The sequence below is a fragment of the Lactobacillus xujianguonis genome, from assembly GCF_004009905.1.
Taxonomy (GTDB): Bacteria; Bacillota; Bacilli; order Lactobacillales; family Lactobacillaceae; genus Lactobacillus; species Lactobacillus xujianguonis.
Map to the genome: position 1 here is coordinate 13,967 of NZ_ML136875.1, position 22,014 is coordinate 35,980.

A 22,014-nucleotide genomic window follows, 5' to 3' on the forward strand; every position below is an offset into this window, starting at 1 on the left:
TGAAGTCTATGCTAGAATAAAAGAGTCTCAAGGGGATGTTTTGGGATTCGACAGGCGTAGACTTGCATTGACTGCGATTCGTAGGTCACGTCTACGTAAAAACGTCACTTAAATTTAACTGCAAAAAACAGTAATTCTTACGCATTAGCTGCTTAATTTAGCGCATGTGTTGCTCTTTGTCGGCTTACTCGTGGCAGACACTGAGTATCAACTTTAGCGAGTTACGTTTAACTACCTCACCTGAATAGTTAGAAAGAGTCTTAGCAGGTTAGCTAGTTCATTCTGGCCCTGTTATATGGCGTTTTGGACTAGTGAAGTTCAAGTAATATAACTATGATCGTAGAGGTCAGTGATGAGCTACGTTTGGACAGGGGTTCAATTCCCCTCATCTCCATTTGATATAGTCTGTAAGTACTATTCTTACAGGCTTTTTTATTTGCTAAGGTATCCAAAAGGTATCTGAAGGGTATATAGATAGAATTTTTAACTGATAGTGTTACGAATAAAAATTATGTAAGATAAAAAAGACTAGTCTCTAGTCTTTTTTGGTACCAATATATAGTAAAGTCTTACTGGATCAAACTATTAATTATACTGAGGTGAGGAGATTTATCTTGTCAAAATCGATTGAAGAAAAAGTAGAAGATTATTATAAAAATTTATTTGATGAATTAGGTATACCTCGTTATACCAAGACACAGGCACATCAAGATAATGATCGTGCGGTAATGGAAGCATATGGCTCCAGTTAAAGGAACAACTGAGAGTGATGTTGTAGCGCATTTATTCAAGATGTATGAAAATTTAACTAATAAATAGTAAAGAAAAAGCTTACTACCTATGAAGGTAATAAGCTTATTTTTTATCTTCAAATTTCTTTGATAGTTCCAACTCGCTTTTTAAGAAATCATACAAACTACTAAGTTGCTTTATTGCAGTATGGGTTACATCAACCATGGCGCTATAAGGCTGAACCCCGTTTTTATAGTCTGAGACAGTTGATTTTGTATATTTAGCTATATTTTCTGTCGAGTCAAGTAAAGCCTGAGCAGTCGAGTTCAGAGAAAAAGAAAGACGACTCAAAAACTGAGTCGTCTAAAAATCACTGGTGGCAACGTATTAACAGACATTTTAATTAAGAATTGATTTCTTCTTGAACAATATTATTGATAGCTTGTTTCCATTCTGAAGCATATTTCCCATCTTTAGCACGGAGACATTCTTTAAATAGTTGAACGACTTGTTCTGGAGTGGCCTTATTATTTTCAAACATGTATTTAAAGTATTCAGCGAATTGCGTTAGGGTAAATGGAACTATTTTTAAAGTTAACCGTTTATCATTTTTAGCATACCAGATGCCAACTCTAAAGGTTTCAGCAGTATTAGAATCAATTTTATTGGCAATAAAGATCCCAATAACTGGCTTGTCAGAATATTTTTCAACATAATCCGCTACATGTCGACGTACAGGTTCGCCTTCCATGGCTTCCTGACGGGAATTAGTACTCATTGTAACTTCAATAACTATTGCAAAGTTTTTAAATTCAAAGAATAAGTCTGGTCCATTCCCCGGTGCTGTCCCCACTGGTAGGTAATCCTGATCAATTTTAAATCCACGAGCTTCATATGGTTGATTCAATATATGATCAATTGCTAAGAATGACCGCCAAGTAGTCCATTCTAGATATGAAGCAGCTTCTGAAGTAGGTACTTGAACATATTTATCATCACCGATGATTCTCTTATGGCCGTTGTTCTTGATCAAGCAAAGCATATAATTATAAATTTCAAACCATTCGTCTTTTTGTTTAAGTGCGTACTGGTCCTCATTAAATTTACTCAAAGCACTCTTTAATGAGGAAATGATGGTATTAACATTCTTAACCGTATTTAAAGAAAGCGGCGGAATTGAGTATTTAACATTATTGGACTTCAATGCATTTTGATAGTTCTTCATTAACTTAATTGCAGTTTGCAAGTTGTCTTGAGGTAACTTAGCGCCATTACAATGTTGTACAACAAGGTCCATATAAGAATCAGTACTGGTTACGCCTTTGATCAGTTCTTTAGCTATATCCTTATACTCTGAAACTATAGTTATACCACGTCCTGCTCGTTTTAGGATTCCAGTACATACTAGATAACGAATATTTAAATCACCGTAATCATCAAAATTATGAATCTTTTTATCATAATATTTAGCTACAGTTTCTTTAGTGGTCTTATCGAATTTCTTTTTATTAACAGCGTTTTTTCTTAAATCTCTAATCGAAAGAATCATGTTTATGATTTTATCGATATCGTAGTTAGGAGAAGTAGTTTGTACGCATGTTACGAACTCTATGTAATTAAGATCGCACGAACCCGTGCGCTTTTCTAACGCAAGAAGCACCTTGATTGTCCACAATAAGGGTGAGAAGAAGCTACTGTCGCCTAGAGTTTCTATAGGTGTAATTAAGCCTCTTAAGTAACATTCCTGTTGTGCATCCAGAGTCTCAGCGGCAAGAAAAGTTTTGCCTAATGGAGTAATAGTGTCTGCAGGTCCTGGTAACTTGTTTCCTAGTTTCTTATTTTTTTCCGGATATATAAAACCAAATTTTTCAAATACATATCTAAATTTTCTGGCAATAATTGCTGCTGTAGATATTTTATCCGAGTAGGTTGCTAGACCGTGTAAAGATAGATCATGAGTGAGACGAGCCTGATTTTCTTTACTGTTAGCTAAGTGACCATATGACTGTGATTGAGTGTAAATGGAAAAAATACCTGGCAGTCGTAATGGGTTTCGAGCTCCGGTATTACCAATTGTCCAGATATTTATTTGATTTTTTTCAAAAAGATTTTTAAATCCAGTTTCTAATGTAGTTTCCATTTTGCAACCTCATTATGTTTAATAAGCTACAAAAAGGTACTCCTTCACTTTATTTCTTGCTGATTTAACTTGGTTTCCGAAAGAATAGTGATAATCAATAGGAAGGATTTGAACCGATTTTTTAACATCCTTGAGCATTGATACCATTTGATAACGGGTAGGAAGGCTATTGGAAGAGTAAGAGACTATCAGAATAGCATCTTTATATTGACTAAATAAGTCCTTAAATGCCTGTGCGGCTTCCTCTTTTTTAGCAAAAGGTGTTGGATAGTTTTTAAACTTTTTTGTCTTTGTATTCTGCTGAATTTCAACACCTTCCCAATTACGTGCCAATCCCTCTACGAAGTGATACCTTCTGACATATTCGTTATCAGATTTTGGGGTGTAGTACGGAGGATCAATATATACTAAATCAGGAGAATTTAATTTAAGTTTTAGAGCATCGCGATTGTAGCATTTATTATCTTTATGATTATTATATACTGCACTGTTAACAGCTTCTACATTTTCTAGGAACTGTTCCTCGAAACTCTTCTTTAAATCTTTTCTTCCGTCATCATATCTATGGCCAACGTAGGTAAAAATACCGCGTGGCCTTTTTTTCATACATGCTCTAATAAGAGCAGTCATAGCAATGTATTGTTTATATTCATCTTTCATGAACATGATATTAGTTCGAATGTAATCTATTAATTGATTATCATGATCTGAAAAATATAAATCCTTAAAGGTTTTTTGTACGAAATTATCATTATGGACAGGTTGCATTAACTTTTTGGCTTCCCGTTTACTAAGCAATACATCATTATTTTCAATCATTGCTTTTGCAAAGCAATAAGACATACGCATGTAATCATTAGATAATACAGTTTTATTGTTAGCTTTAAACAAGTAACTAACTATACCTGATCCTGAAAATAAATCTAGTACCGTATCATAGTTAAACTGTGACGCCGCATTCCAAATATTAGATAATAACTTTCGCTTAGAACCCATAAATCTAGTTGGAGGGAACATATTCACCTGATTAGAATAATTAAGAGTCATATGTGTGGAATAATTTGTAATAATAGCATCTTCACCTTTTCGGGTAGAGCTTTTACTAGAAATATGACGTTTAGTACTTAATACTCTCATATTAAAGTCATCATATAATTCATGAACTAGTGGTGTATTAGAGTTAGTTAGAATACTGTAGACTTTATTTTGTGTTAATTTTTTATATTCTTCTGCTAATTCTCTATGATCTTCTTCATAGAACTGTTCCTTGGTGTACCGCTTAAAATCACTATATTTACCGACAGGGAAATAAGGAGGGTCTAGGAATACGAAATCGTTAGGTTGAACATATTTATTCAATACTTCTTTATAATCAGCGCATACTATAGTTGTGTTTTTTAGTAATGTAGAAGCGGCTATTAAGGCTTCAGTATCAACTATCTTAGGATTTTTATAATGTCCAAATGGTACGTTGAATTCACCTTTACGATTAACACGATAAAGCCCATTGAAACAGGTTTTATTTAAGTAAATAAATCTAGCAGCTGCCTCTATGGGACTTAAATTTTTTGGATTTAAACTTCTAACTTGGTAAAATTCTTTTTCATCATTCTTAAACTTACGTAGTTTTTCTATAACCTGATCGACATGCTTGGCAATTTGCTTATATGTGTTGATAAGTTCAGGGTTACTATCAGCAATAACAGCATTTTTTGGCTGTAACGCAAAGAAAAGTGCTCCTCCTCCTACAAATGGTTCAATATATTTACCAGTATAATTAGGAATTAATGGAATCAGATCATTTAGTAATTGAGTCTTTCCGCCAGCCCATTTTAAAATAGGTTTTAATCGTGTCTTATTTATCTCAATATTTGTAGATTTATCATATTCCATAATATCTTCTATATTACAATTGAGATTTTTACAAATCTTATTAATGATCTGAGTATTTATAGTTTTATTTTTGGATAATTTGGCTACAGTCTGGTGTCCAATATGGGCTATAGTTATTAAATCTTTTTTCTTTAAATCTCGTTTTTCTAACAAGTCCCAAAGCTTATCATAAGTGATTGACATAAATTTAAAAGCCTCCTAAGTTAATAATAACAGTATACCTTTTTTTGGTAGTGATGTTTCGAAAATCCGTGAACGCGGATTTAAAACAAAAGAGGAGAAAAATATGAATGCCGAAAAAGAATTAAAAGAGATCGAAGAAAAACTGTCATCATACTTAAAATCTGACCGCCGTAATTGGGCTCAGATGTATCTATTAATGAAAGAAGTAAGGAATAAGGAGCTATATGCGCACGATTATGCATCTTTTACCCAATGGGTGAACAATCTTGCTGATCGTAATCATTACCATCAATCAACGCTGTGGAGCCGATTCAAAGCGGGTAATGTTTTGATAAATTTGTGATAAATCAGTGTCTACCAAGAAGTAGTCAGTACTAATTCTAAATATGTGGGATAATTTTTGCAATGTTGGTGATGTTGGTGTGCTTAATTGTGCTTAATTGTGCTTCATATCTGGCTAAGGAAGTTCGTGATATTTTTAAACCTTTAGAATTTAGATAATTAACAAACTGGTCTTGAGTTAAGTCTCTATCTAATCTTAATTTTTTAATTCTTTTAGCAAAAAGCTGATTATAAGCCTTGTCTGAATTAACCATTTCAGCACCTCATTTCTTTTGTAATTATATCACAGCTCTTATGTGGAACGTTTTATTCCGACAACTAGTGAAGTAGTCAATAACACTGACACTGCAAAATGATATTCACAGTTGCTTTACCAGTAATGCATAAGTTATTTAGACGTTAAATATAAATTATGTATGAAGTAAATAATGCAAAGACACTCATTGAATAAATCCGTTCAATGGGTGCTTTTTTCTAATTATAAAAAAAGACGAAATTTGTTTAAATTTCGTCCAGAATATCAACTATTTGTTGATCAGATTGTTGTTTTAATTCATCAAGCATGTAGGCGTAAGTATTAGCTGTAATGCTCATATTAGAGTGCCCTAAGCGCTTGCTAATTGAATAGAGGTCAACCCCCTTAAATAGCAACATAGCCACGTGAGTATGCCTTAAACTGTGAAAATGAAAGTTAGCTTTGTCTAGGTTTAATTTCTTTAATTGTTTTCGTAAAACTTTGTTGACAGCGGTGGAGGTAGGAATGGTTCCATCCGTTGCAACAAAAAGACGTTCATGATGATTGATTTTTAATTGATTCAGGATATCTAGTAGATGATCGTCTACTTTAATAACTCTAGTTGAAGAATGATTTTTAGGATCCTTATTGATCTCATCAGAATCATAGTTGACAATTTTATCGTTGTCATAGTCCCAAGATTTAGAAATATTAATGGTGTGATTTTGGTAATCAATATCATGCCAGGTTAAAACTCTGATTTCACCAGGACGCATACCTGTGTAAATTATAGTTAGCAGCATATATCTACTAACAAAGGAGGGCTTAATACCATCTAAAAGTGAGTTTTTAAGTTGTTGCACTTGGTTAAAATTAAGATATTCAACTTTTCTACTTCGCTCGTCATTCCACGATAAGTTGATTCTTTCAGTAAAGTTAGTTCTAACTAAACCATCAGCTAGAGCGTCTTTAATACTCGTTCTAATGCTACCATTAGTTTTGTATACCGTGGATTTAACGTGATTTTTACCATAATCATTCATAAATTCTTGATATTGATGCCTGGTTACTTTTGATAATTTTGTCTTGCCAAAATACTTAGTTAAAAGGCGATAAATGGTGTCATATCTATTTTTAGTGTTGTTAGATGTTCCAGGTGCTTTATAAGTTTGGTACCAATCTTTAAAATATTCGGCAAAAATAGGGTCTTGATTAGAAATTTGATTTGCGTCTTTAGCAACTTCCATTTCATTAGCCCATTTTCTAGCTGCTGACTTAGTTAAAAATCCTTGTTTAGTTTTAAATTTACGATTGCCATGAATATCATACCAAGATATTTGAGCGCGCCACTTGGTACCGCGTTTTTCAAAGTGTGCCATAACAGATATACCACCTTATAAAGATAAAAACCTATCTACCGAATCAAAGTAGATAGGCTTGTTATTACTAAAATTCAAGCAGGCTTTTCAAAAAAATTAATTATATTCTTCATCAGAAAGATTGAATCTTAAATTATTTGAATGCTACATGCAATAGAATAAACTGCAATTTGCAAATTTTATGCAGCTTTAAAAGAAAAATTGTTTTTTATTATCTCTTTATTATCAAATGGAGAAACGATTATATTATGAGACTTTAAATTGTTAGCAAACTCTTTTTGCCTTTCATCTGAAAGAGAAGGGATTATAATATCAAATTCCATGTTTTCTCCATTAGAGTTTCTAATAGATTCAGTATCAAACCAGATTCCTAATAATTGTTCTACTGTATTTTTCGCTAACCCATCATAAATTTTTGTAACCTTACTTTTTGGATTTTGCGACATAAAAAGATAATCAATGTTATATGAAAGACCAGTTTTTCCTTGAAGTTGCAATCCTTTTAAAAAATGGAATTGATCCTTATTAGTTTCAAAAAAGCCAGTAACATCATCTAAAAACATACCTCTCACAGAATTAAAGTTAGAGAAACCTAAATTTCCAATTTTTATAACGGCTTGAATTACATTGAAAATCATTTGAGCGATTTCGTGTTTTTTACCAATCAAGTAAATATCGTTGTTGGAAGAAAGTTTGACATTTTCAGATTTTATAATTGACATTACATTTTTTTGTCGATTACTATTTTTCTTCATTACATTGATACCACGAGACTCTAGATTCCAAATAGTATAGCCCTGATCAGAAACCATATAATCACCAGAGTCAATAAGCGAAATCATAACAGTTATTCCATCATCAAAAGCATCAGTAATAGGAGTGGTAAGAACAATATGATTTTGATCAATCAGTTTAAGATTGTATTGATCCTTTAAGAAACTTAGCCAATCTTTGGCGATTGTAGCTACATCATTCTCAAGCATAATTAAGCACCTCCTAATAAAATTTACTAATATGCAGATAAACTGGTATTTATAAAAAGCATACCATTTTTCTGCGTGTGAGTATATTCTAATAAGTTTTCGAAAATGGTAAAAAAATCATTAGTATTTTCGATTTTTTCAAATGGAAGAGAATAGGCTTTATAACTAGTTCTTCCATCTCCTTTAGCTTTAAATTCATCTTCTGAAAAAATTTCGATTCGATTTCCTCTAATAATTCCATCACTATTTTTATGAAATTTTTCGTCAATATTTATTCTTACAAGGGTCAAATAAGTTTTTGAGTCTGCAAATTTTAGATGAGTTTCACCATTTCTAAAGAAATAATAAAGAGTAAATTCTCTATTAATTGATTTTGCTTTGATTGATAAGGATCCTTTTGATTTTTTTGAAATATCAATTTTATATTTTTTGATAAATTCTTTAGTAATCTTTATAAACCTTTTGGCTTCATCGTCAGTTAATTGTAATTCCATAAAAATAACATCACCTCATAAAAATAAGTAATCATACCAAGATATTTGAGCACGTCACTTGGTCTTCCTTTTTTCAGTATAATATATATTTGCCTTATAACCTATGTATATTTAATGTGTAAATAAACTATAAATAATGTTAAATATCAATCTATGCGATATTTAGATAATTCTTCTCGTACAAGGTAATAGTTATCAGTACCAATGTAATCAGCTAAGTTAAGCCAATTAGCAGTTTGAAGATCATTGCCTAGGGCAAAGTATTCTTTGACTCTTTCACGTATTAAGTAGGAATTTGCCCCGTGTTCACAATAAGTATGAGCACAATCATCATTTACGTAATCTCCTTGAACATCTTTGTCATGTTTCATATGTCCTAGTTCATGTAGGATTACATTTTTAGCTTGTTCCTCATTATAACTTGAGTTAACAATCATGACGTTAGGTTTACCATCTTTGCCATGTACAAGCAGACCTGGACAATGTAGAGGTGCAAATTCCAATTTAATGTTTAAATCCTTAATTAAGGTTTTAAGTTCAGTGTCCATAATGCACACCTTTTTCTATTTTTCACTATAAATTCTTTTTAAAATTCCTCTAACCAGATCTTTATCATGATCGTCTATGGGTTTACCATCAAAAAATCTTGCGTTATCAATCATTTCATCTAAGTCCGATTCACTTACAGAAGCAGATACTTTTCTTCCAAGCAATTCGTCAGTACTTACTTGAAAGTAATCAGCCAGTATATTTAATGTGTCAGACCCTGGAATTGCTCTACCAGTTTCCCAAGAACCAACAGTTTGTTGAGAAACATGTAAAATTTTACCTAGTTCAGCTTGATTTAAATTCCTTTGCTTTCTTAGTATCTTAATATTATTTGCTAATATCGTTCTATTGTAATTTTTCATTTTAATCTCCTTAACTAGCAATTTACACTCATATTACCGCAAATACTAATATAATTAGTTTAATACTAATAATTGTAGTAAAAATATAAAATAATTCTTGAAATACTAATTTAAATGGTATATTATATAGATGTAGTTGAGAGGAGGCTAACAAATGCTAACTAAGCTTAAGATTTTAAGAATAAAAAAAGGTATGAGCCAAGCTGACCTTGCACGAATTTTAGGAACAACACAAGTAACAGTGTCAGCATGGGAGACAGGTAGATCTACACCTAGACCACCTATGATGCAGAAGATTGCTGATTATTTTGGCGTAAGTAAAGATGATCTTTTTTTTACCGCTTTTAACTATTTAAAATAGTAATAAGTGGTAATATCTAAAAATACACCATTTTCAATAGTTAAAATGAGGTAGATAAATGAAGAGTGAGTTTAAAGGTGCTAGAGCTTTCCTTATGATACCGCCGTCAATTTCTAGAGATAAAGATTTATTAAAAAAGCCAAAATCAATAATTTTAATGGGCGAAATCATTTCGATGCTTAATGTCACAGGTGACTTTCACATGAGTAATAGAAAAATTGCCGAAATTCTGGATTGTACGCCCCAAGCAGTAGCTAAATATTTAAATTTACTTGAAGATAAAGGGCTAATAGTAAGGGAACAAATAACTGTTCCTGCTAAAAATCCTAAAAGCGAAAAGTCAAAAAGAATTTTGGGGAGAACAATATCAGCTGGACCTACCCTAATCAACGCAAGTTTACTAGGGTGGTCAACTGACGTTGATAGGGCTAATAAACACGAATTTAGTAGGGTAGTAAACACGAGTTTACATAAATATAACAGTATTAATAGATCATCTAATATAACAGTTAATAATTCTTCTTCTGCGAAGAAAGAAGAAGATCCAGAAAGAGAAAAAATATATCAAGATTTTTTCTTTATTGTTAGAGCAAGCGATAAAGCAAAAAATCAATCAACTAGACCATCACTTGATGAAATTAAACAAATGCGTAGTTTGTTGTATAAATGTAGCATAAGCACCTTGCAAGCTACAAAAGACAAATTCAAAGCGCAGATGGAGTGGGATATGGTCGGTAAGCCATTTGCCTATTTATTAAAGCTGCTAAGAGATGGTTTATCAACTGAAAGAGATTATGAAAGTGAAAGCTGGGGATAAAGATGCAAGAAAACATGCCTAAAAATTTAATCGATATTCCAAGTCTTACTAGCTTTGTAAAGGATATTGTGAACGAAGTTGTTAAAGAAGATAAAGATGATTTAACTGGTAAAACTTGGAACATCAACCAGTTTAGAAAGAGTTGTTGTAGAGGTAAAGGTGACAACTGGGTTAGGACTTTTATTTTTGATGAGTTCCCTGAAGTTGACTATAAAAATGGTGGGTTCGTGGTAAATCCAAGAAAAACACCTGAAGGTAAAACTACAATCATTTTTGCCAAAGAAGCTTGTGATTGGATGCAAAAACATCAACATCAAATTGATTGGAATGCAAAAATCACTAACTAATACGAGGTAAAACATGAAAAACTTAAAAATTAGAAAATTGAAGACAATCATGATGTCTGCTGATATAACAATCACTAGCAAAGTTTTGGAAGATAGTGATGGTATTTGGACTGAGGGAGAAGAATGGAGTATTCATGGTAATTTGTATGAACCCAAAGTTGCCGAAATTAGGATTAATTGCACTAATTTGAATCATGTTTCTTATCCGATTTATCCTGCTGTAGTTCATGAATTAGGACACGCTATAGGTATTCTTAGCCACTCACATAATTCTAAATCTGCTATGTATAAGAATCTCACAGGCAAGAATAAATCAGGTAAGATATTAAATTCTGATAAACAAATTTTGCACGCAATTTATAGTCCTGCGCATATTCAATTTGTTAAAGCATACACTACTCTAAATGGATTTGGATTTTAAAAATAAAGGATAAAAACATGAAATTGATTGGAAATAAGAATAATTTTGAAAAATTTTTGGCAAAAGTCAATGAAATGGGCTACCTAATGGATGATATGTTGCCTTCAGATTGGGGACTTAATTTAACTAGAACGTCTGTTAAATTAAATGATTTATTGGCAGAATATCACTTCAAAATGAACCAAGTGACAGTAACCAAAACTGATAATGATGTCATTAAAATCCAGACAACTTTACTAGATACAGATTTAAATGTATCAGCTAAAACAACTACGATATTAGAAGCAAATAACCAAATTGATTACATCGATCACTTTATTAATTGGTGGCAATGGCAATTTAATTGTAAGTTGGCATTAATTGCGTCATGTATCAATCTATTTGAAGACTATATTTAATATTAATTAGTATTGTCTAAGACAGATTTGATTAGAGAAATGATTAAAGTTACTTGTTGATTGGTTAAATCTTTAGGTAAAGCTTTTAAGATTTGGGTTTGTTGCGGAGTTAAATCAGATATGGTTGATGAATCGGTTAAATAATCAACGCTGATATTAAATAAAGCGGCTAATTTAGCCGTATTATCCTTGTTAGGTGAAGATACACCTGTAAGCCATTTATACACTGTAACAGCCTTTAAATCGAGTTTATCGGCAATCTCGTGAATAGACAAGTGGCTATTTTGAATTAATTGTTTAAGATAATCAGCTCTAAAGTTCAATTGAGGATCATCAGATTTTTCGGACAAGGTAGCTAAAAAATCGCTAGTAGATTGGTATGAAGGATCAATTTCATCAGGCTCAACATTCAGTACTTTAGCAATTTTTACTAAATTTTTAGATGTTATTGCCCCATTACCTAAAAAGTAGCGGCTGATTGTTGGAACAGGAATATTAGCTTTTAGAGCAAGTTCACGTTGGCTCATTTGGCGAGCATATAGGATTCTTTTTAAGTTAGCACTCGTGATTGCAACAATGGACTGCTTGAGTTTATCTTTCATAACTTGACCTCTAAAATCAAAAAAGGATTAATCAATTACCATTCTAACAATAATTTGTTCTAGAAAAAATATATTTTTAAAAAGTAAGATTAAAAAAATGGAGTAGAAAAATGAAAATTATTAAAAGAGATCGTAGAAATTACACAAATACAAGTAACTTAGTGATTCGTGATAGTCGTCTTAGCTGGAAAGCAAGAGGGATCTTTAATTATCTCTGGAGTCAAGCTGAGCAAGGATGGGTTCAACAGCGATAAAATCGCAGGCAGAGGGGAGGTAACTGCTTATGATTAAAACAGCTTTGATAATCTATGTGACCTGGTTTGTGGCTTGTGTATGCATACTTGAAATCCTGATTTATCGCACTGAGAAAGCAGATAAATACGTGAAGCGGATAACTAAACCAGGCAAACAGGTTGTCGAGTATAGATTTGTTTTGGGTAAAGTACTAGACCTAGACCGAGGGGTAATTAGCCTAGAGTTGCTTACTAACAAGCAGCACCCATTTGACCCTGAAGCTATGCTAAACCCGATTAAGGTTCAAGCTACTGCAGATCAGATAAAGGCTATTAAATCAAGGCAAAGTCATCAAATTTTAGCTGACTTAGAGGTGATTATTGATACTGGTCATGATAAACTCCAAGTCAAAACAGAATTAAAACAGATCACTAAGTACATTTGAGGAGGAGCACAATGTTTTTAGCAATTTCACAAAATGATTGGTTCTGGATAAGTTTTTGGGTAATTATTTTAGCTACAGCATTTCACTGGTGGAAATGGGTCTGGTTAGCCATAGTTCTGTACATAGCTGCTCCAGCTTTATTAACCCTTCTGGATGGCTTATGGAGAATTGCGTTAGTAATTGCGATTGCAATTGGCATAATTTCAGTGATTTCGTATTCATCGTTTAATTTGGCGGTTTGGATTTATGATTTCATCAAGAAAAAAATTGATCAACATAAGGCAGCAAACAATACACTGTCAAATGATTAGCTACTTGTAGCTTTGAAACTGGTTTGAATTAATTTTTTGAAGTGATTTGTAATTACACTTGCCATATCGTAAAAACGATATATAATATACTTAACAGTTAAAATTCAAGTTTGAAGAGGAGGAGCAAAATATGATTAATCAAGTTGTGATTGATGGTTACATCGGCAAAGACCTAGAACTAAAGACAACGCAAAGCTTGAAGAAATACGCGGTTTTCAACCTTTGTCAGAATCGCTATAACAAAATCAACGACGACTATGCCGGAGAATGGCATCATGCGATTGCATGGAATAAGACAGCTGAAAACTTAATTGCTAAAGCTCACAAAGGTTCAAAAGTTGTTCTAGCTGGAGAACAGCGAAGTAGAATTTTTCTTGATAAGCACAACAACAAAGTGACATACGACTATATTCTAGTTGATTCATTTGATGTTTTAACTAATCAAAACAAGGACTTAGAAGATCAATCTCTACAGAATGCGGAACGGGCAGAAGCAGTTCCAGCAGAAACCTCTGTAACAGAAAATGCTGTAGAAAAAGCTGATATTGATGAACTTCCAGAAGATCCATTTACGGATGAGGACATGCCATTTTAGTCAGGGATAGTAGTTGGTGAGTGTTGGATGGGCAAAAAGGTAATCAAAAATCGCCGTTTTAGCGTATTTAGAGTTTCTAAAGAAGTATACGAAATTCTAACGTTAGATGGGTACCATTACTGGAATGTAGATGGACTTTTTATAAAAGATCCACGATATTTTTTACTCAGCAAATATCATAAAAACGATATAAAATATAAAGCGATAACTTTTTATCACGCTAGAGAAATTTATGATCAGATTTATTTGGGTTTTGGTTTTGAGGTAAATCCTCAGCTGGGACATCGTAAGTTGCTTTGCAAAAGAAAATATCCTGATAATGGCAGGAAGAAGCCATTAATTGATGTTAGTGGGCAAGGTACAGCTTATGATTAGTGCATTTATATTAGATCATTTGAAAGAACTACTAATTATTTTTTTAGCAGGAAATTTAGTTGTTGTCATGTTAATAGTTATATCAGGATTGCCTTGGTTAGCTGAAACAGGATTTGATAGATTTTTTAGAAAATTAGACGAAGCTGTGACAGCACTAATACCAATTTTAGCTATTATCCTATGGATCATGATCTTGTTTGTTGGGTACTATTGGAGTTATTTAATCTAATACTAGAGCGTAATTTAATTGGTTAAAATGCAGGAAAAAACATTAGCTTTCAACCTCCATAAGTTGTTTTCAGTAAAATTTTAAATTTATTAATCTTTCTATAAGTTGACTATGCATAGTTTAGTTTATTTTGAATCAACACAATTTTATAAAAATGCTAATGAAATTTGCTTTGAAGTAAGCAGAACTGCTCCTCTAAAAATTTTATATTTTCAGGTTCTGCGAATTTTGAATGACACCTGTAATGTAAGTTCGAATCTTACCGCTCTGATAAAGGACACTTATATGTATAAATTTCTAACAATTGCAATATTTATTTATGTCGTGTACTACGTTTGGCGTGAGTATTCAAAAATGAAGAAATTAAAGCAGGACATGGATGATCAGCCTAAAAAAATGTTGGTTAGCTATGATAAGCAAGTTAGTGATTTGCGAAAGCAATTAGCGGAAGTCGATGAGTCTATTTCTCGAAATCAAGGATTCCCACCAAGTTTTGCTGTAAATCGAGCGCTTAAACGAGCTAAGAAACGACAAGATAAGCTGATGAAACAGGTCAAACAGAAGGAAGCTGCACGTGCTAATTACTTGAATCTTTTAAGTAGTTATCGAGCTGGAAAAATTGATAAATCAGCTCTTAAAAGATATATAGATGAACATCAGAGGAAGTGATTGAGTTGTCTAAATTAAAAAAATTAGTTTTGATTGCAGCAGTAACTGGAATTGCGGTAGCAGCAGTGGTTATCACAAGAGAAGTAAAAGCAACCAAAAATATTGAATGCTAGGAAAATCGGTTAATTAGCCGTTCGACTCGGCTATTTCCTATAGGACTGATAAAGTCCGTGTACATTGACAATTGAATAAGCGTCAACTCTACTTATCAATGGGTAGAGGACGTGTGCATGACTACTAAGCCGACTTAGTAGGACTTGCGAAGCAGAGAATTGAAGGCGTGAAGGGTGGAAGAAGAAAGAATCACACCTGCCGAGATGGAATTGCCGCCCATCAACAGGAATACTATTGCTTTTGGCTTGAAGGTAAGTCTTAGTAAACGAAGTAATTTGAAATTTAAAGTAGTAGTATATAGATGTAATAGGCAACTAAGAGATAAGCATACATTCTTTTTGGCTGTTTCGACATGTGAATACCTTGATGAAAAACTCAAGAGTAAGAGAAAAAGTCGGAGTGTGATCATTTAGTAAGTGAGTCAATAAACTTAATAAATTAAGTGTTGTAGTAACTGAAGGGCAAGAAAGAGTCTTGGATTGGGATTGATAAGAGGACAGCTTGCGGAATGCGTGAAGCGAGAGGTTAAAGATAGGTGATGCTATCTGCTACGTAATGTACAATAACTTACAGTTTGGTGGCTAACTAGTAAACCATCATCGTTATCGGTCATAGCGTAAAACCGTTGGAAATTAAAGAGATCACAAATATTAAATTATTAAATTGGGAAATTAAGATAATAAATAAAAATTAGTATTGTAAAATCAAAGTGAAATGTAGCAATCTGCTATTGTAATCATTTTGAGCAAGTAGTATAAGTGTAGGTAGGTGGTAGTAAGAACAAAAGTTGGTAAATATACAGTTTGAGATAGATGAAATAAAAGAGGAGCTAGGATTATGAAAAAGAGAAATATTTTAGTTAGTTTATCTGTCGCAGCATTATTGTCAGTTGGTGCTGTAAGTGTTAGTGAAGTAAATAGCGCAAATACAAATGTTGTACAAGCAGCTGTTCGCGTTCAGAGAAAGAAATTAACTCACAATGCATATGTTTATCGTGCCAATGGCAAACGCTTTAACAAAAAGAAGTTAAAGAAGGGCTTAAAAGTTAAAATCTTTGGTACTAAGACCATTAAGGGCAAAAAGTACTACAAAATTGGTAAGGACAAGTATGTCAAAGTAGCTAACTTTAAACGCACTAATGTGAAATCTAGTGTAGTTTCTATTACCAATTATGGAACTTCAACCTCAAAGAAGACTTCTTCAAACTCAGGTTTCCGTGAAAATAAAGACTACTACATCACTACTGATAAAAATGGTAATAAAGTAGTTGTAGGTAGAACAGGTTCAAGTAAAGGTGGTAACACCAGCAGTTCAACTGGATCAACAAGTTCGGCATCTACATCAAATAAAGGTGCAAGTACTACAACTTCAACTACCACTAACGGTAAGAGATATAACACGAGAAAGAGTTCATGGGACAATTCTGCTAGTTTTACTGCTGCAGATGAAGCGTGGGCAAGAAAATATATGAACAAGAGTGTTTACTTCACTGATGACGAAGTACAACAAATTGAGGATCGGTTGTGGCAAGATATTCAAAACTATCGTGTTTCTAAGGGATACCCAGCATTCAAGAAGAATGCGGAATTAACCCAATTAGCTCAACAATCTCAAGTGCCTGGGACGGCTGATTTTAATAGATTTAGTGATAAGTTAAGTCAAAATATTGGTGAAATTAAAACTTATCTACCTGGATTAGCTTCTAAAGGCTTAGAACAAGCAATTGGGTTAGTTGATTCTACTGCTTATGGCTTTAATCACAAAGGCTTTGTTATGGGTGGGGACTTTACTCACAAAGGTTGGACACCTACGCAAGTAGCAGATAATTTGTTTAAAACATACAAAGAAGCTGATGGTTTTCAATCACAACTTATTTATGGTTCACATCAACAATATGCCTTTGGTGCTTTGAGTGTTCACTATTATGCAAGTCATTTAGGATATTCAGGTAATTCTGTAGGTATTTCATTCTTTACAGTTGGTGGATATAACCAAGAGTGGATTAACTATTGGAAAAATAATTAATCTAGTAAAATAGTGAAAAAGGTCAATTGGTCAAAAACCAGTTGGCTTTTTTGATAGAAAATACTTTGAAACTTAAGAGCTATATTTGAGTTTCAGTATCTAATGAGGTTGTTCATGGCTCAATCAAGAGTAACTATCAATCATGATAGAAAGAATTTTGCTAGAAAGCACAAGCTTAAAAACTTTTTGGCATTAGCAGTAGTTATACTTGCTTGTATTGCCATTTATGTAGCCTGTAATGCAGATAAATTTCAAGGCGAAGCTGCCCACTATGTGGCAACAAAAGATTTTTCCCAGCAAAGAAAAAATAAACAAAAAAATAAGCCAACTTTTAACATGAAGCAGGTAAAGCCTGTTTCTCCTAAAAGTATAGCTAATGCGTTCCGACATAGACGAGATTATCGTGCTGTTGGGCAGATTGCAATTAGAGATCATAATGTTTTGTTAAATATCTATCGTGGAGTTGGTAATGTAGAACTAAATTTAGGTGCTGGAACAATGAATCAACATCAAACTATGGGACAAGGAAATTATGCTTTAGCAGGACATAATATGGATGATGGTCGTACGTACTTCAGTCCACTTTATACTGCTAAGGTAAGAGGAAACTTACCTAATGGAACCTCAATTTTTTTGACCGATTATAAGAAAGTTTATTTCTACAAAATTACTTCCTCGCAGTTTATTTCAGTTTATAATCTCAAACTTGCATGGAATAATAAAAAATTTAAAAAGGAACCAGTAATATCTTTGTTTACCTGTGATTGGACAGGAGCAGGGCGATTGTTTATTCGCGGAAAATATACTGGTTCAGAAAATTACAGTGGAGCTTCTAAATATGTTAGAAGTTCCTTTGATTTTTAGAAAGGAAAAACAGTATGGCAAAACAAACTTTTGTTGATTTTGAATTACCAGAAGCAATGTTAAGTGATACGAATAAAATTATCACGGAAAAATTCCCTTCTTGGCTGGTTCATAAAAAGGATAATCAAGTAGCCGCAGTTCGAATTTTGTGGGCTGGATGGCTTTTCCTTAAGTACTCTGAGGGATTAGCTGGTAAATATGATGGTCGCTTTCCATATATAGACTATATTCCTTATACTGCAGTTGATAGACCATATGCTTTCCAAAGTGTAATGCTAGAAAGTGAATATATCGATGCAATGGAAAGAATGAGCCGTTTATATCCAGAAGTTTTTGAAGATAAGACTAAGGATAATAATTATTTCTTGGCAGTTCTTGGATATGCTTGTTTAAGAGAGTTGTACGATAACAATATTGAATTACACTATGATGAAGAATTAGCTTCAAAACTTTCTGATAGTGCAGAAGCACAACTTGATTATGCTTGGTTAGAAGATGGTACGAATAAGCCATTTTCAATCAAAATTAAGCAATTATCAACAAGCAAGTAATTGTCATAAATGTAAATATATTAGTAGAAACACCTACAGATAAATCAATGTTATTAGTAATGTTGACGAAATGTAGGTGTTTTTTTAACTCTATGTGAAAAGAAGTGACCAGGTGCTACTGGTAAATTAAAGGAGGTGGAACACCATACTGTTAATCATTATTCCACAAAAGGGTAGTCCATAAGAATTCCTCAAGCACGTGAAATATAAGTAGTTTAAACTATTGCAACTAACTAAATAGCTGTAATAGTTTTTTTTTATTGAAAAAAAGGAGAATTAGCTGTGAGAAAGCTAACCAAAAAGCAAACAAGAAAATTGCTTGCTGCAGCAGGAGCAACTGCAACTTTGGGTGCAGTTGGTGTAGGGGCAGCTCTAAATAGTAACTTAGCACCAAAAGTTACTCAAGCCGCTGCTACAGGTGATGTTAAATACGTTAATGATGCGATCTTTAAAAAAGGATCTGACATTGCCTTTGATATTTATTACCAAGTTCCATACAATACTGATCTTAAAAAATTAGTATTGTTTGATAAATTGGAACCAGTCTTTACTCATAATAAGACAAGAGTTTTTGATGGTAATACTGATGTTACTGATCAATTTACAGCAGATTTCGACAAAGGCACTAATACCACCAATATGACGGCTAAAAAGCCCCAAGATTGGGTGGGTAAGAAGCTAAGCATGCGAATTGAAACCACGCTACAAAAGAATGCAAATTTGGATAAGTATTTAGACAAAAATACTAACCAATACAACATTCCTAACGTTGGTCAAATGATCTATAACGATGATAAGGTTAAAACGCCACCTGTATATGTTCATACGCCAAATGACCAAGATCCTACTGCAATTAAGCAAGTAGAAGATAAGAATGGTCAATATGGTGAGTTAGCCAAACATGATCCAGGTGATGAATTCCATTATCGTGTACAATACTCTATTCCAGAAAACGGAACTGACATTACTAATGTTGAGTTTTACGATGATTTGGAAAAAGTACTTGATTTAGAAAATGTAAAAATTACTGACGATCAAGGCAATGATGTTACTAAGCAAGGTGATCTTACTCTTGATAAAGATAAAGAAACCTTCAATTGGCAACCAAGCAAGGATTATCTTGTTAAGATGCCAAAGCATGTCTATACTGCAGACATTACGGCTAAACTTAAGACTGATGCAAATCTGAGTGGGTATTTAAATAAGGCTACCAAGACTTATCAAATACCTAACATTGCTCATATGAAGTACAACAATAAGGATATTCCTTCTAATCCAGTTAAGGTAGAGACTCCACCACCGGCTGAAAACAAAGTTGTAAAGAGTGTCGAAGGTTTATCTGGTGCTTATCATGAAGATAAGGACAATGTAGAAGTTGGTAAGGACTATACTTATCAAATTAAATATACTCCTGGCGAAGGGCAACACTTAACTGATGTTGAGTTTACCGATGACTTAGAAGATGTACTTGATCTTGAGAAGGTAGTTGTTAAGAATGCAGATGGCAAAGACATCACTACTGAACAAGGTACGCTTAAACTTGATCAAAACAATGAAAGCTTTAACTGGCAACCTAACGCTGATTTAGTCAAGGTAATGCCTGGCAAGACATATACAGTTGAAGTAACTGCTAAGGTTAAAGATAATGCGGACTTGCAAAAGTATATTAAGAACAATACCATTGAAATTCCAAATACTGCGCATATGAAAGCCAATGGCAAAGATACACCATCGAATACCCCAATTGTGACTCCTAAAGTTGAACAACCTAAAGTGCACAAGGGGATTGTCAAGAATCCTAGTGATTGGACTCAATTCTTTGGCAATAAATCTGAAACTGCTGCTGGTCAAAGCTCAGATAATGATGCTGCATTGCCAAAGGATCGTCAAAAGGCTCAAGAATATGTTAAAGTTGACCCAGCAACAGGTGTTTGGAGTAAGGCTAATGATAAAGTAACTGATGCACAATATGCAGAAGCTGTTAAGATCTTGCAGAAGCCATATTCAAACGCCCATGCCGAAAGTGAACAAGGTTCGACAGTTACTACTAAGGCACCAAATGGTCAAAGTGATTTGAAATCAATCATTAACTCATCAACAGTAGATAGCAATCAAGCTTCTCGTGGTGATGCCCTAGATTATCTTTTGACTTTTGATATTGGTAACTCTCAAACAATGAAGAGTTTAGTATTATCAGATGATTTGGAGAATGTTCTGGACTTAAAGAACGTAGTAGTAATTGATTCTGATGGTAACAACATCACTAATGATGGTAAGTTAGTAACTTCAGATGAAGATGAAAGCTTCTCTTGGTCTGCTAATGATCCAGCTAAGTACAGTCGCAAGACCATTTATGTTGCGATTGCTGCAAACATTAAGCCAAATGCCGATGTTACAAGCTATGATAACAACGGCATTCCAAACACTGGACATATGCAGATTAACGGTCAGGATACCCCAACTAATGTTGTACACACTACATTAAATGGAGATCCTAAGAATCCAGAAAATCCAAAGAAGGATAATCCTAACAATCCAGGTACTCCTGATGGTAAGACACCAGACCCATATGGTAATTTGGTCAACAAGCAAGTCAAGGCTGAGTCAGGTCAATGGGGTGAATCTGATAAAGTTAAAGAAGGGCAAGACTTTAACTACAAGATTGAATACACCGTTGGTGATAAACAAGACGTTAAATCAGTTGAGTTTAATGATGACTTAGAAGACGTTCTTGATCTTGAAAAAGTCCAAATTACTGCTCCTGATGGTAAAGATATTACCAATGACGGTAAGTTAACTTTAGATAACAATACTGAAAAGTTTGTTTGGACTCCAAATAGCGATTTAGTAGGCAAAATGGGCGGTAAGAAATATACTGCTACAGTAACTGCTAAATTAAAGAAAGGTTCTAAAGTAAGTGGTGAAATTCCAAATACTGCGCGTATGAAAGTAAACGGTAATGATGTAGCTTCAAATACCGTACAAGTAATTCCACCACAAGATAAGGAAGCTAAGACGAATCCAAGTAATCTTAACAATCCGAAGAATCCAAACAATCCAAACAATCCAAACAATCCTAATAATCCAGATAATCCGAATAGTCCAAAGAATCCAAACAATCCTAATAATCCGAATAGTCCAATTAACAATCCGATTACTGGTAGAAATGGATTCTTACCAAAAACTGGTCATTGGATGATGAAGAACATTGGTTGGGTAATTGGTACATTAATTGCAATCGCTGGTGCTGCAGGAGCTTACTTATACAAGAATAATCCTGAATTCAAGAATAAGTTAAAAGGTACTGTAGCAAGATTAAAAAAATAAATGAGTGAAAGAAGTAGCAAAACAAAATTGCTGCTTT

General features: G+C 33.4%; 26 protein-coding genes and 1 other RNA gene. 18 read left to right on the forward strand and 9 right to left on the reverse strand.

Going from position 1 to position 22,014, the window contains the following annotated elements:
* Window positions 1–31 precede the first annotated feature (31 nt).
* Window positions 32–397: a transfer-messenger RNA gene (gene ssrA / locus EJK17_RS03065) on the forward strand.
* 217 nt (window positions 398–614) lie between these two features.
* Window positions 615–752, forward strand: a complete 138-nt coding sequence (locus tag EJK17_RS11405; protein WP_168180716.1) for a hypothetical protein — start codon at window positions 615–617, stop codon at window positions 750–752.
* Window positions 753–1,135: 383 nt separating this feature from the next.
* Here the strand turns inward: EJK17_RS11405 and EJK17_RS03070 are convergent, their stop codons facing one another.
* Both EJK17_RS03070 and EJK17_RS03075 read right to left on the reverse strand, forming a co-directional pair.
* A complete protein-coding gene (locus tag EJK17_RS03070; protein ID WP_127796173.1) occupies window positions 1,136–2,872 on the reverse strand; it encodes an AlwI family type II restriction endonuclease in 1,737 nt (578 codons plus the stop codon).
* 18 nt (window positions 2,873–2,890) lie between these two features.
* Window positions 2,891–4,948, reverse strand: a complete 2,058-nt coding sequence (locus EJK17_RS03075) for a Dam family site-specific DNA-(adenine-N6)-methyltransferase (RefSeq protein ID WP_103661037.1) — start codon at window positions 4,946–4,948, stop codon at window positions 2,891–2,893.
* A gap of 103 nt (window positions 4,949–5,051) precedes the next feature.
* On the opposite strand from EJK17_RS03075, the gene EJK17_RS03080 reads away from it, so the two are divergent.
* On the forward strand, window positions 5,052–5,291 hold the full coding sequence (locus tag EJK17_RS03080; protein WP_103661038.1) for a hypothetical protein: 240 nt from the start codon (window positions 5,052–5,054) through the stop codon (window positions 5,289–5,291).
* Window positions 5,292–5,328: 37 nt separating this feature from the next.
* On the opposite strand, the gene EJK17_RS03085 is transcribed toward EJK17_RS03080, so the two are convergent.
* From EJK17_RS03085 to EJK17_RS03110, 6 genes are all read right to left on the reverse strand, one after another.
* The gene (locus EJK17_RS03085) at window positions 5,329–5,544 is read right to left on the reverse strand and encodes a helix-turn-helix domain-containing protein (protein ID WP_127796174.1); all 216 of its coding nucleotides are present in this window, start codon (window positions 5,542–5,544) and stop codon (window positions 5,329–5,331) included.
* Between the two features lie 247 nt (window positions 5,545–5,791).
* On the reverse strand, window positions 5,792–6,904 hold the full coding sequence (locus EJK17_RS03090) for a site-specific integrase (RefSeq protein ID WP_103661040.1): 1,113 nt from the start codon (window positions 6,902–6,904) through the stop codon (window positions 5,792–5,794).
* 179 nt (window positions 6,905–7,083) lie between these two features.
* Window positions 7,084–7,887, reverse strand: a complete 804-nt coding sequence (locus EJK17_RS03095) for a DUF1828 domain-containing protein (protein WP_103661041.1) — start codon at window positions 7,885–7,887, stop codon at window positions 7,084–7,086.
* Window positions 7,888–7,913: 26 nt separating this feature from the next.
* Complete coding sequence (locus EJK17_RS03100; protein WP_127796175.1) at window positions 7,914–8,381, reverse strand: DUF6978 family protein; 468 nt, start codon at window positions 8,379–8,381, stop codon at window positions 7,914–7,916.
* Window positions 8,382–8,527: 146 nt separating this feature from the next.
* Window positions 8,528–8,929, reverse strand: coding sequence for an ImmA/IrrE family metallo-endopeptidase (locus EJK17_RS03105; RefSeq protein ID WP_127796176.1), 402 nt, complete (start codon window positions 8,927–8,929; stop codon window positions 8,528–8,530).
* Window positions 8,930–8,944: 15 nt separating this feature from the next.
* Window positions 8,945–9,292 (reverse strand): helix-turn-helix transcriptional regulator, encoded by a 348-nt coding sequence (locus tag EJK17_RS03110; RefSeq protein ID WP_127796177.1) that lies wholly within the window; start codon window positions 9,290–9,292, stop codon window positions 8,945–8,947.
* Window positions 9,293–9,446: 154 nt separating this feature from the next.
* On the opposite strand from EJK17_RS03110, the gene EJK17_RS03115 reads away from it, so the two are divergent.
* Genes EJK17_RS03115 through EJK17_RS03135 form a run of 5 tightly spaced genes read left to right on the forward strand, consistent with a single transcriptional unit; the run spans window position 9,447 to window position 11,636 of the window.
* Entirely contained in the window at window positions 9,447–9,653 is a 207-nt protein-coding gene (locus EJK17_RS03115) for a helix-turn-helix transcriptional regulator (protein WP_103661045.1), read from the forward strand.
* A 58-nt stretch (window positions 9,654–9,711) separates the two neighbouring features.
* Complete coding sequence (locus EJK17_RS03120) at window positions 9,712–10,470, forward strand: helix-turn-helix domain-containing protein (protein ID WP_103661046.1); 759 nt, start codon at window positions 9,712–9,714, stop codon at window positions 10,468–10,470.
* 2 nt (window positions 10,471–10,472) lie between these two features.
* The gene (locus EJK17_RS03125) at window positions 10,473–10,817 is read left to right on the forward strand and encodes a DUF771 domain-containing protein (RefSeq protein WP_168180723.1); all 345 of its coding nucleotides are present in this window, start codon (window positions 10,473–10,475) and stop codon (window positions 10,815–10,817) included.
* 13 nt (window positions 10,818–10,830) lie between these two features.
* Window positions 10,831–11,238 (forward strand): matrixin family metalloprotease, encoded by a 408-nt coding sequence (locus EJK17_RS03130; RefSeq protein WP_103661047.1) that lies wholly within the window; start codon window positions 10,831–10,833, stop codon window positions 11,236–11,238.
* 17 nt (window positions 11,239–11,255) lie between these two features.
* Complete coding sequence (locus EJK17_RS03135; RefSeq protein WP_103661048.1) at window positions 11,256–11,636, forward strand: hypothetical protein; 381 nt, start codon at window positions 11,256–11,258, stop codon at window positions 11,634–11,636.
* A 2-nt stretch (window positions 11,637–11,638) separates the two neighbouring features.
* On the opposite strand, the gene EJK17_RS03140 is transcribed toward EJK17_RS03135, so the two are convergent.
* Entirely contained in the window at window positions 11,639–12,238 is a 600-nt protein-coding gene (locus EJK17_RS03140; RefSeq protein ID WP_103661049.1) for a helix-turn-helix transcriptional regulator, read from the reverse strand.
* Between the two features lie 283 nt (window positions 12,239–12,521).
* On the opposite strand from EJK17_RS03140, the gene EJK17_RS03145 reads away from it, so the two are divergent.
* From EJK17_RS03145 to EJK17_RS03190, 10 genes are all read left to right on the forward strand, one after another.
* Window positions 12,522–12,917: a hypothetical protein gene (locus EJK17_RS03145; protein ID WP_103661050.1), complete on the forward strand. Its 396-nt coding sequence runs from the start codon at window positions 12,522–12,524 to the stop codon at window positions 12,915–12,917.
* Between the two features lie 11 nt (window positions 12,918–12,928).
* Window positions 12,929–13,228 (forward strand): hypothetical protein, encoded by a 300-nt coding sequence (locus tag EJK17_RS03150; RefSeq protein WP_103661051.1) that lies wholly within the window; start codon window positions 12,929–12,931, stop codon window positions 13,226–13,228.
* Between the two features lie 130 nt (window positions 13,229–13,358).
* The gene (locus EJK17_RS03155; RefSeq protein ID WP_103661052.1) at window positions 13,359–13,823 is read left to right on the forward strand and encodes a single-stranded DNA-binding protein; all 465 of its coding nucleotides are present in this window, start codon (window positions 13,359–13,361) and stop codon (window positions 13,821–13,823) included.
* Between the two features lie 27 nt (window positions 13,824–13,850).
* Window positions 13,851–14,198, forward strand: coding sequence for a hypothetical protein (locus tag EJK17_RS03160; protein WP_103661053.1), 348 nt, complete (start codon window positions 13,851–13,853; stop codon window positions 14,196–14,198).
* Complete coding sequence (locus tag EJK17_RS03165; RefSeq protein WP_103661054.1) at window positions 14,191–14,427, forward strand: hypothetical protein; 237 nt, start codon at window positions 14,191–14,193, stop codon at window positions 14,425–14,427. Before EJK17_RS03160 ends, EJK17_RS03165 begins: the two co-directional genes overlap by 8 nt.
* A gap of 354 nt (window positions 14,428–14,781) precedes the next feature.
* Window positions 14,782–15,096 (forward strand): hypothetical protein, encoded by a 315-nt coding sequence (locus EJK17_RS03170; protein ID WP_236629301.1) that lies wholly within the window; start codon window positions 14,782–14,784, stop codon window positions 15,094–15,096.
* A 951-nt stretch (window positions 15,097–16,047) separates the two neighbouring features.
* On the forward strand, window positions 16,048–17,235 hold the full coding sequence (locus EJK17_RS03175) for an SLAP domain-containing protein (protein ID WP_103661057.1): 1,188 nt from the start codon (window positions 16,048–16,050) through the stop codon (window positions 17,233–17,235).
* 114 nt (window positions 17,236–17,349) lie between these two features.
* Window positions 17,350–18,099 (forward strand): class A sortase, encoded by a 750-nt coding sequence (locus EJK17_RS03180; protein ID WP_236629302.1) that lies wholly within the window; start codon window positions 17,350–17,352, stop codon window positions 18,097–18,099.
* A gap of 14 nt (window positions 18,100–18,113) precedes the next feature.
* Window positions 18,114–18,650, forward strand: a complete 537-nt coding sequence (locus EJK17_RS03185) for a hypothetical protein (protein WP_127796178.1) — start codon at window positions 18,114–18,116, stop codon at window positions 18,648–18,650.
* A 282-nt stretch (window positions 18,651–18,932) separates the two neighbouring features.
* Window positions 18,933–21,977 carry an isopeptide-forming domain-containing fimbrial protein gene (locus tag EJK17_RS03190; protein WP_127796179.1) on the forward strand — a complete coding sequence of 1,015 codons (3,045 nt, stop codon included), beginning with the start codon at window positions 18,933–18,935 and terminating at the stop codon, window positions 21,975–21,977.
* The last annotated feature ends 37 nt before the right edge of the window (window positions 21,978–22,014 follow it).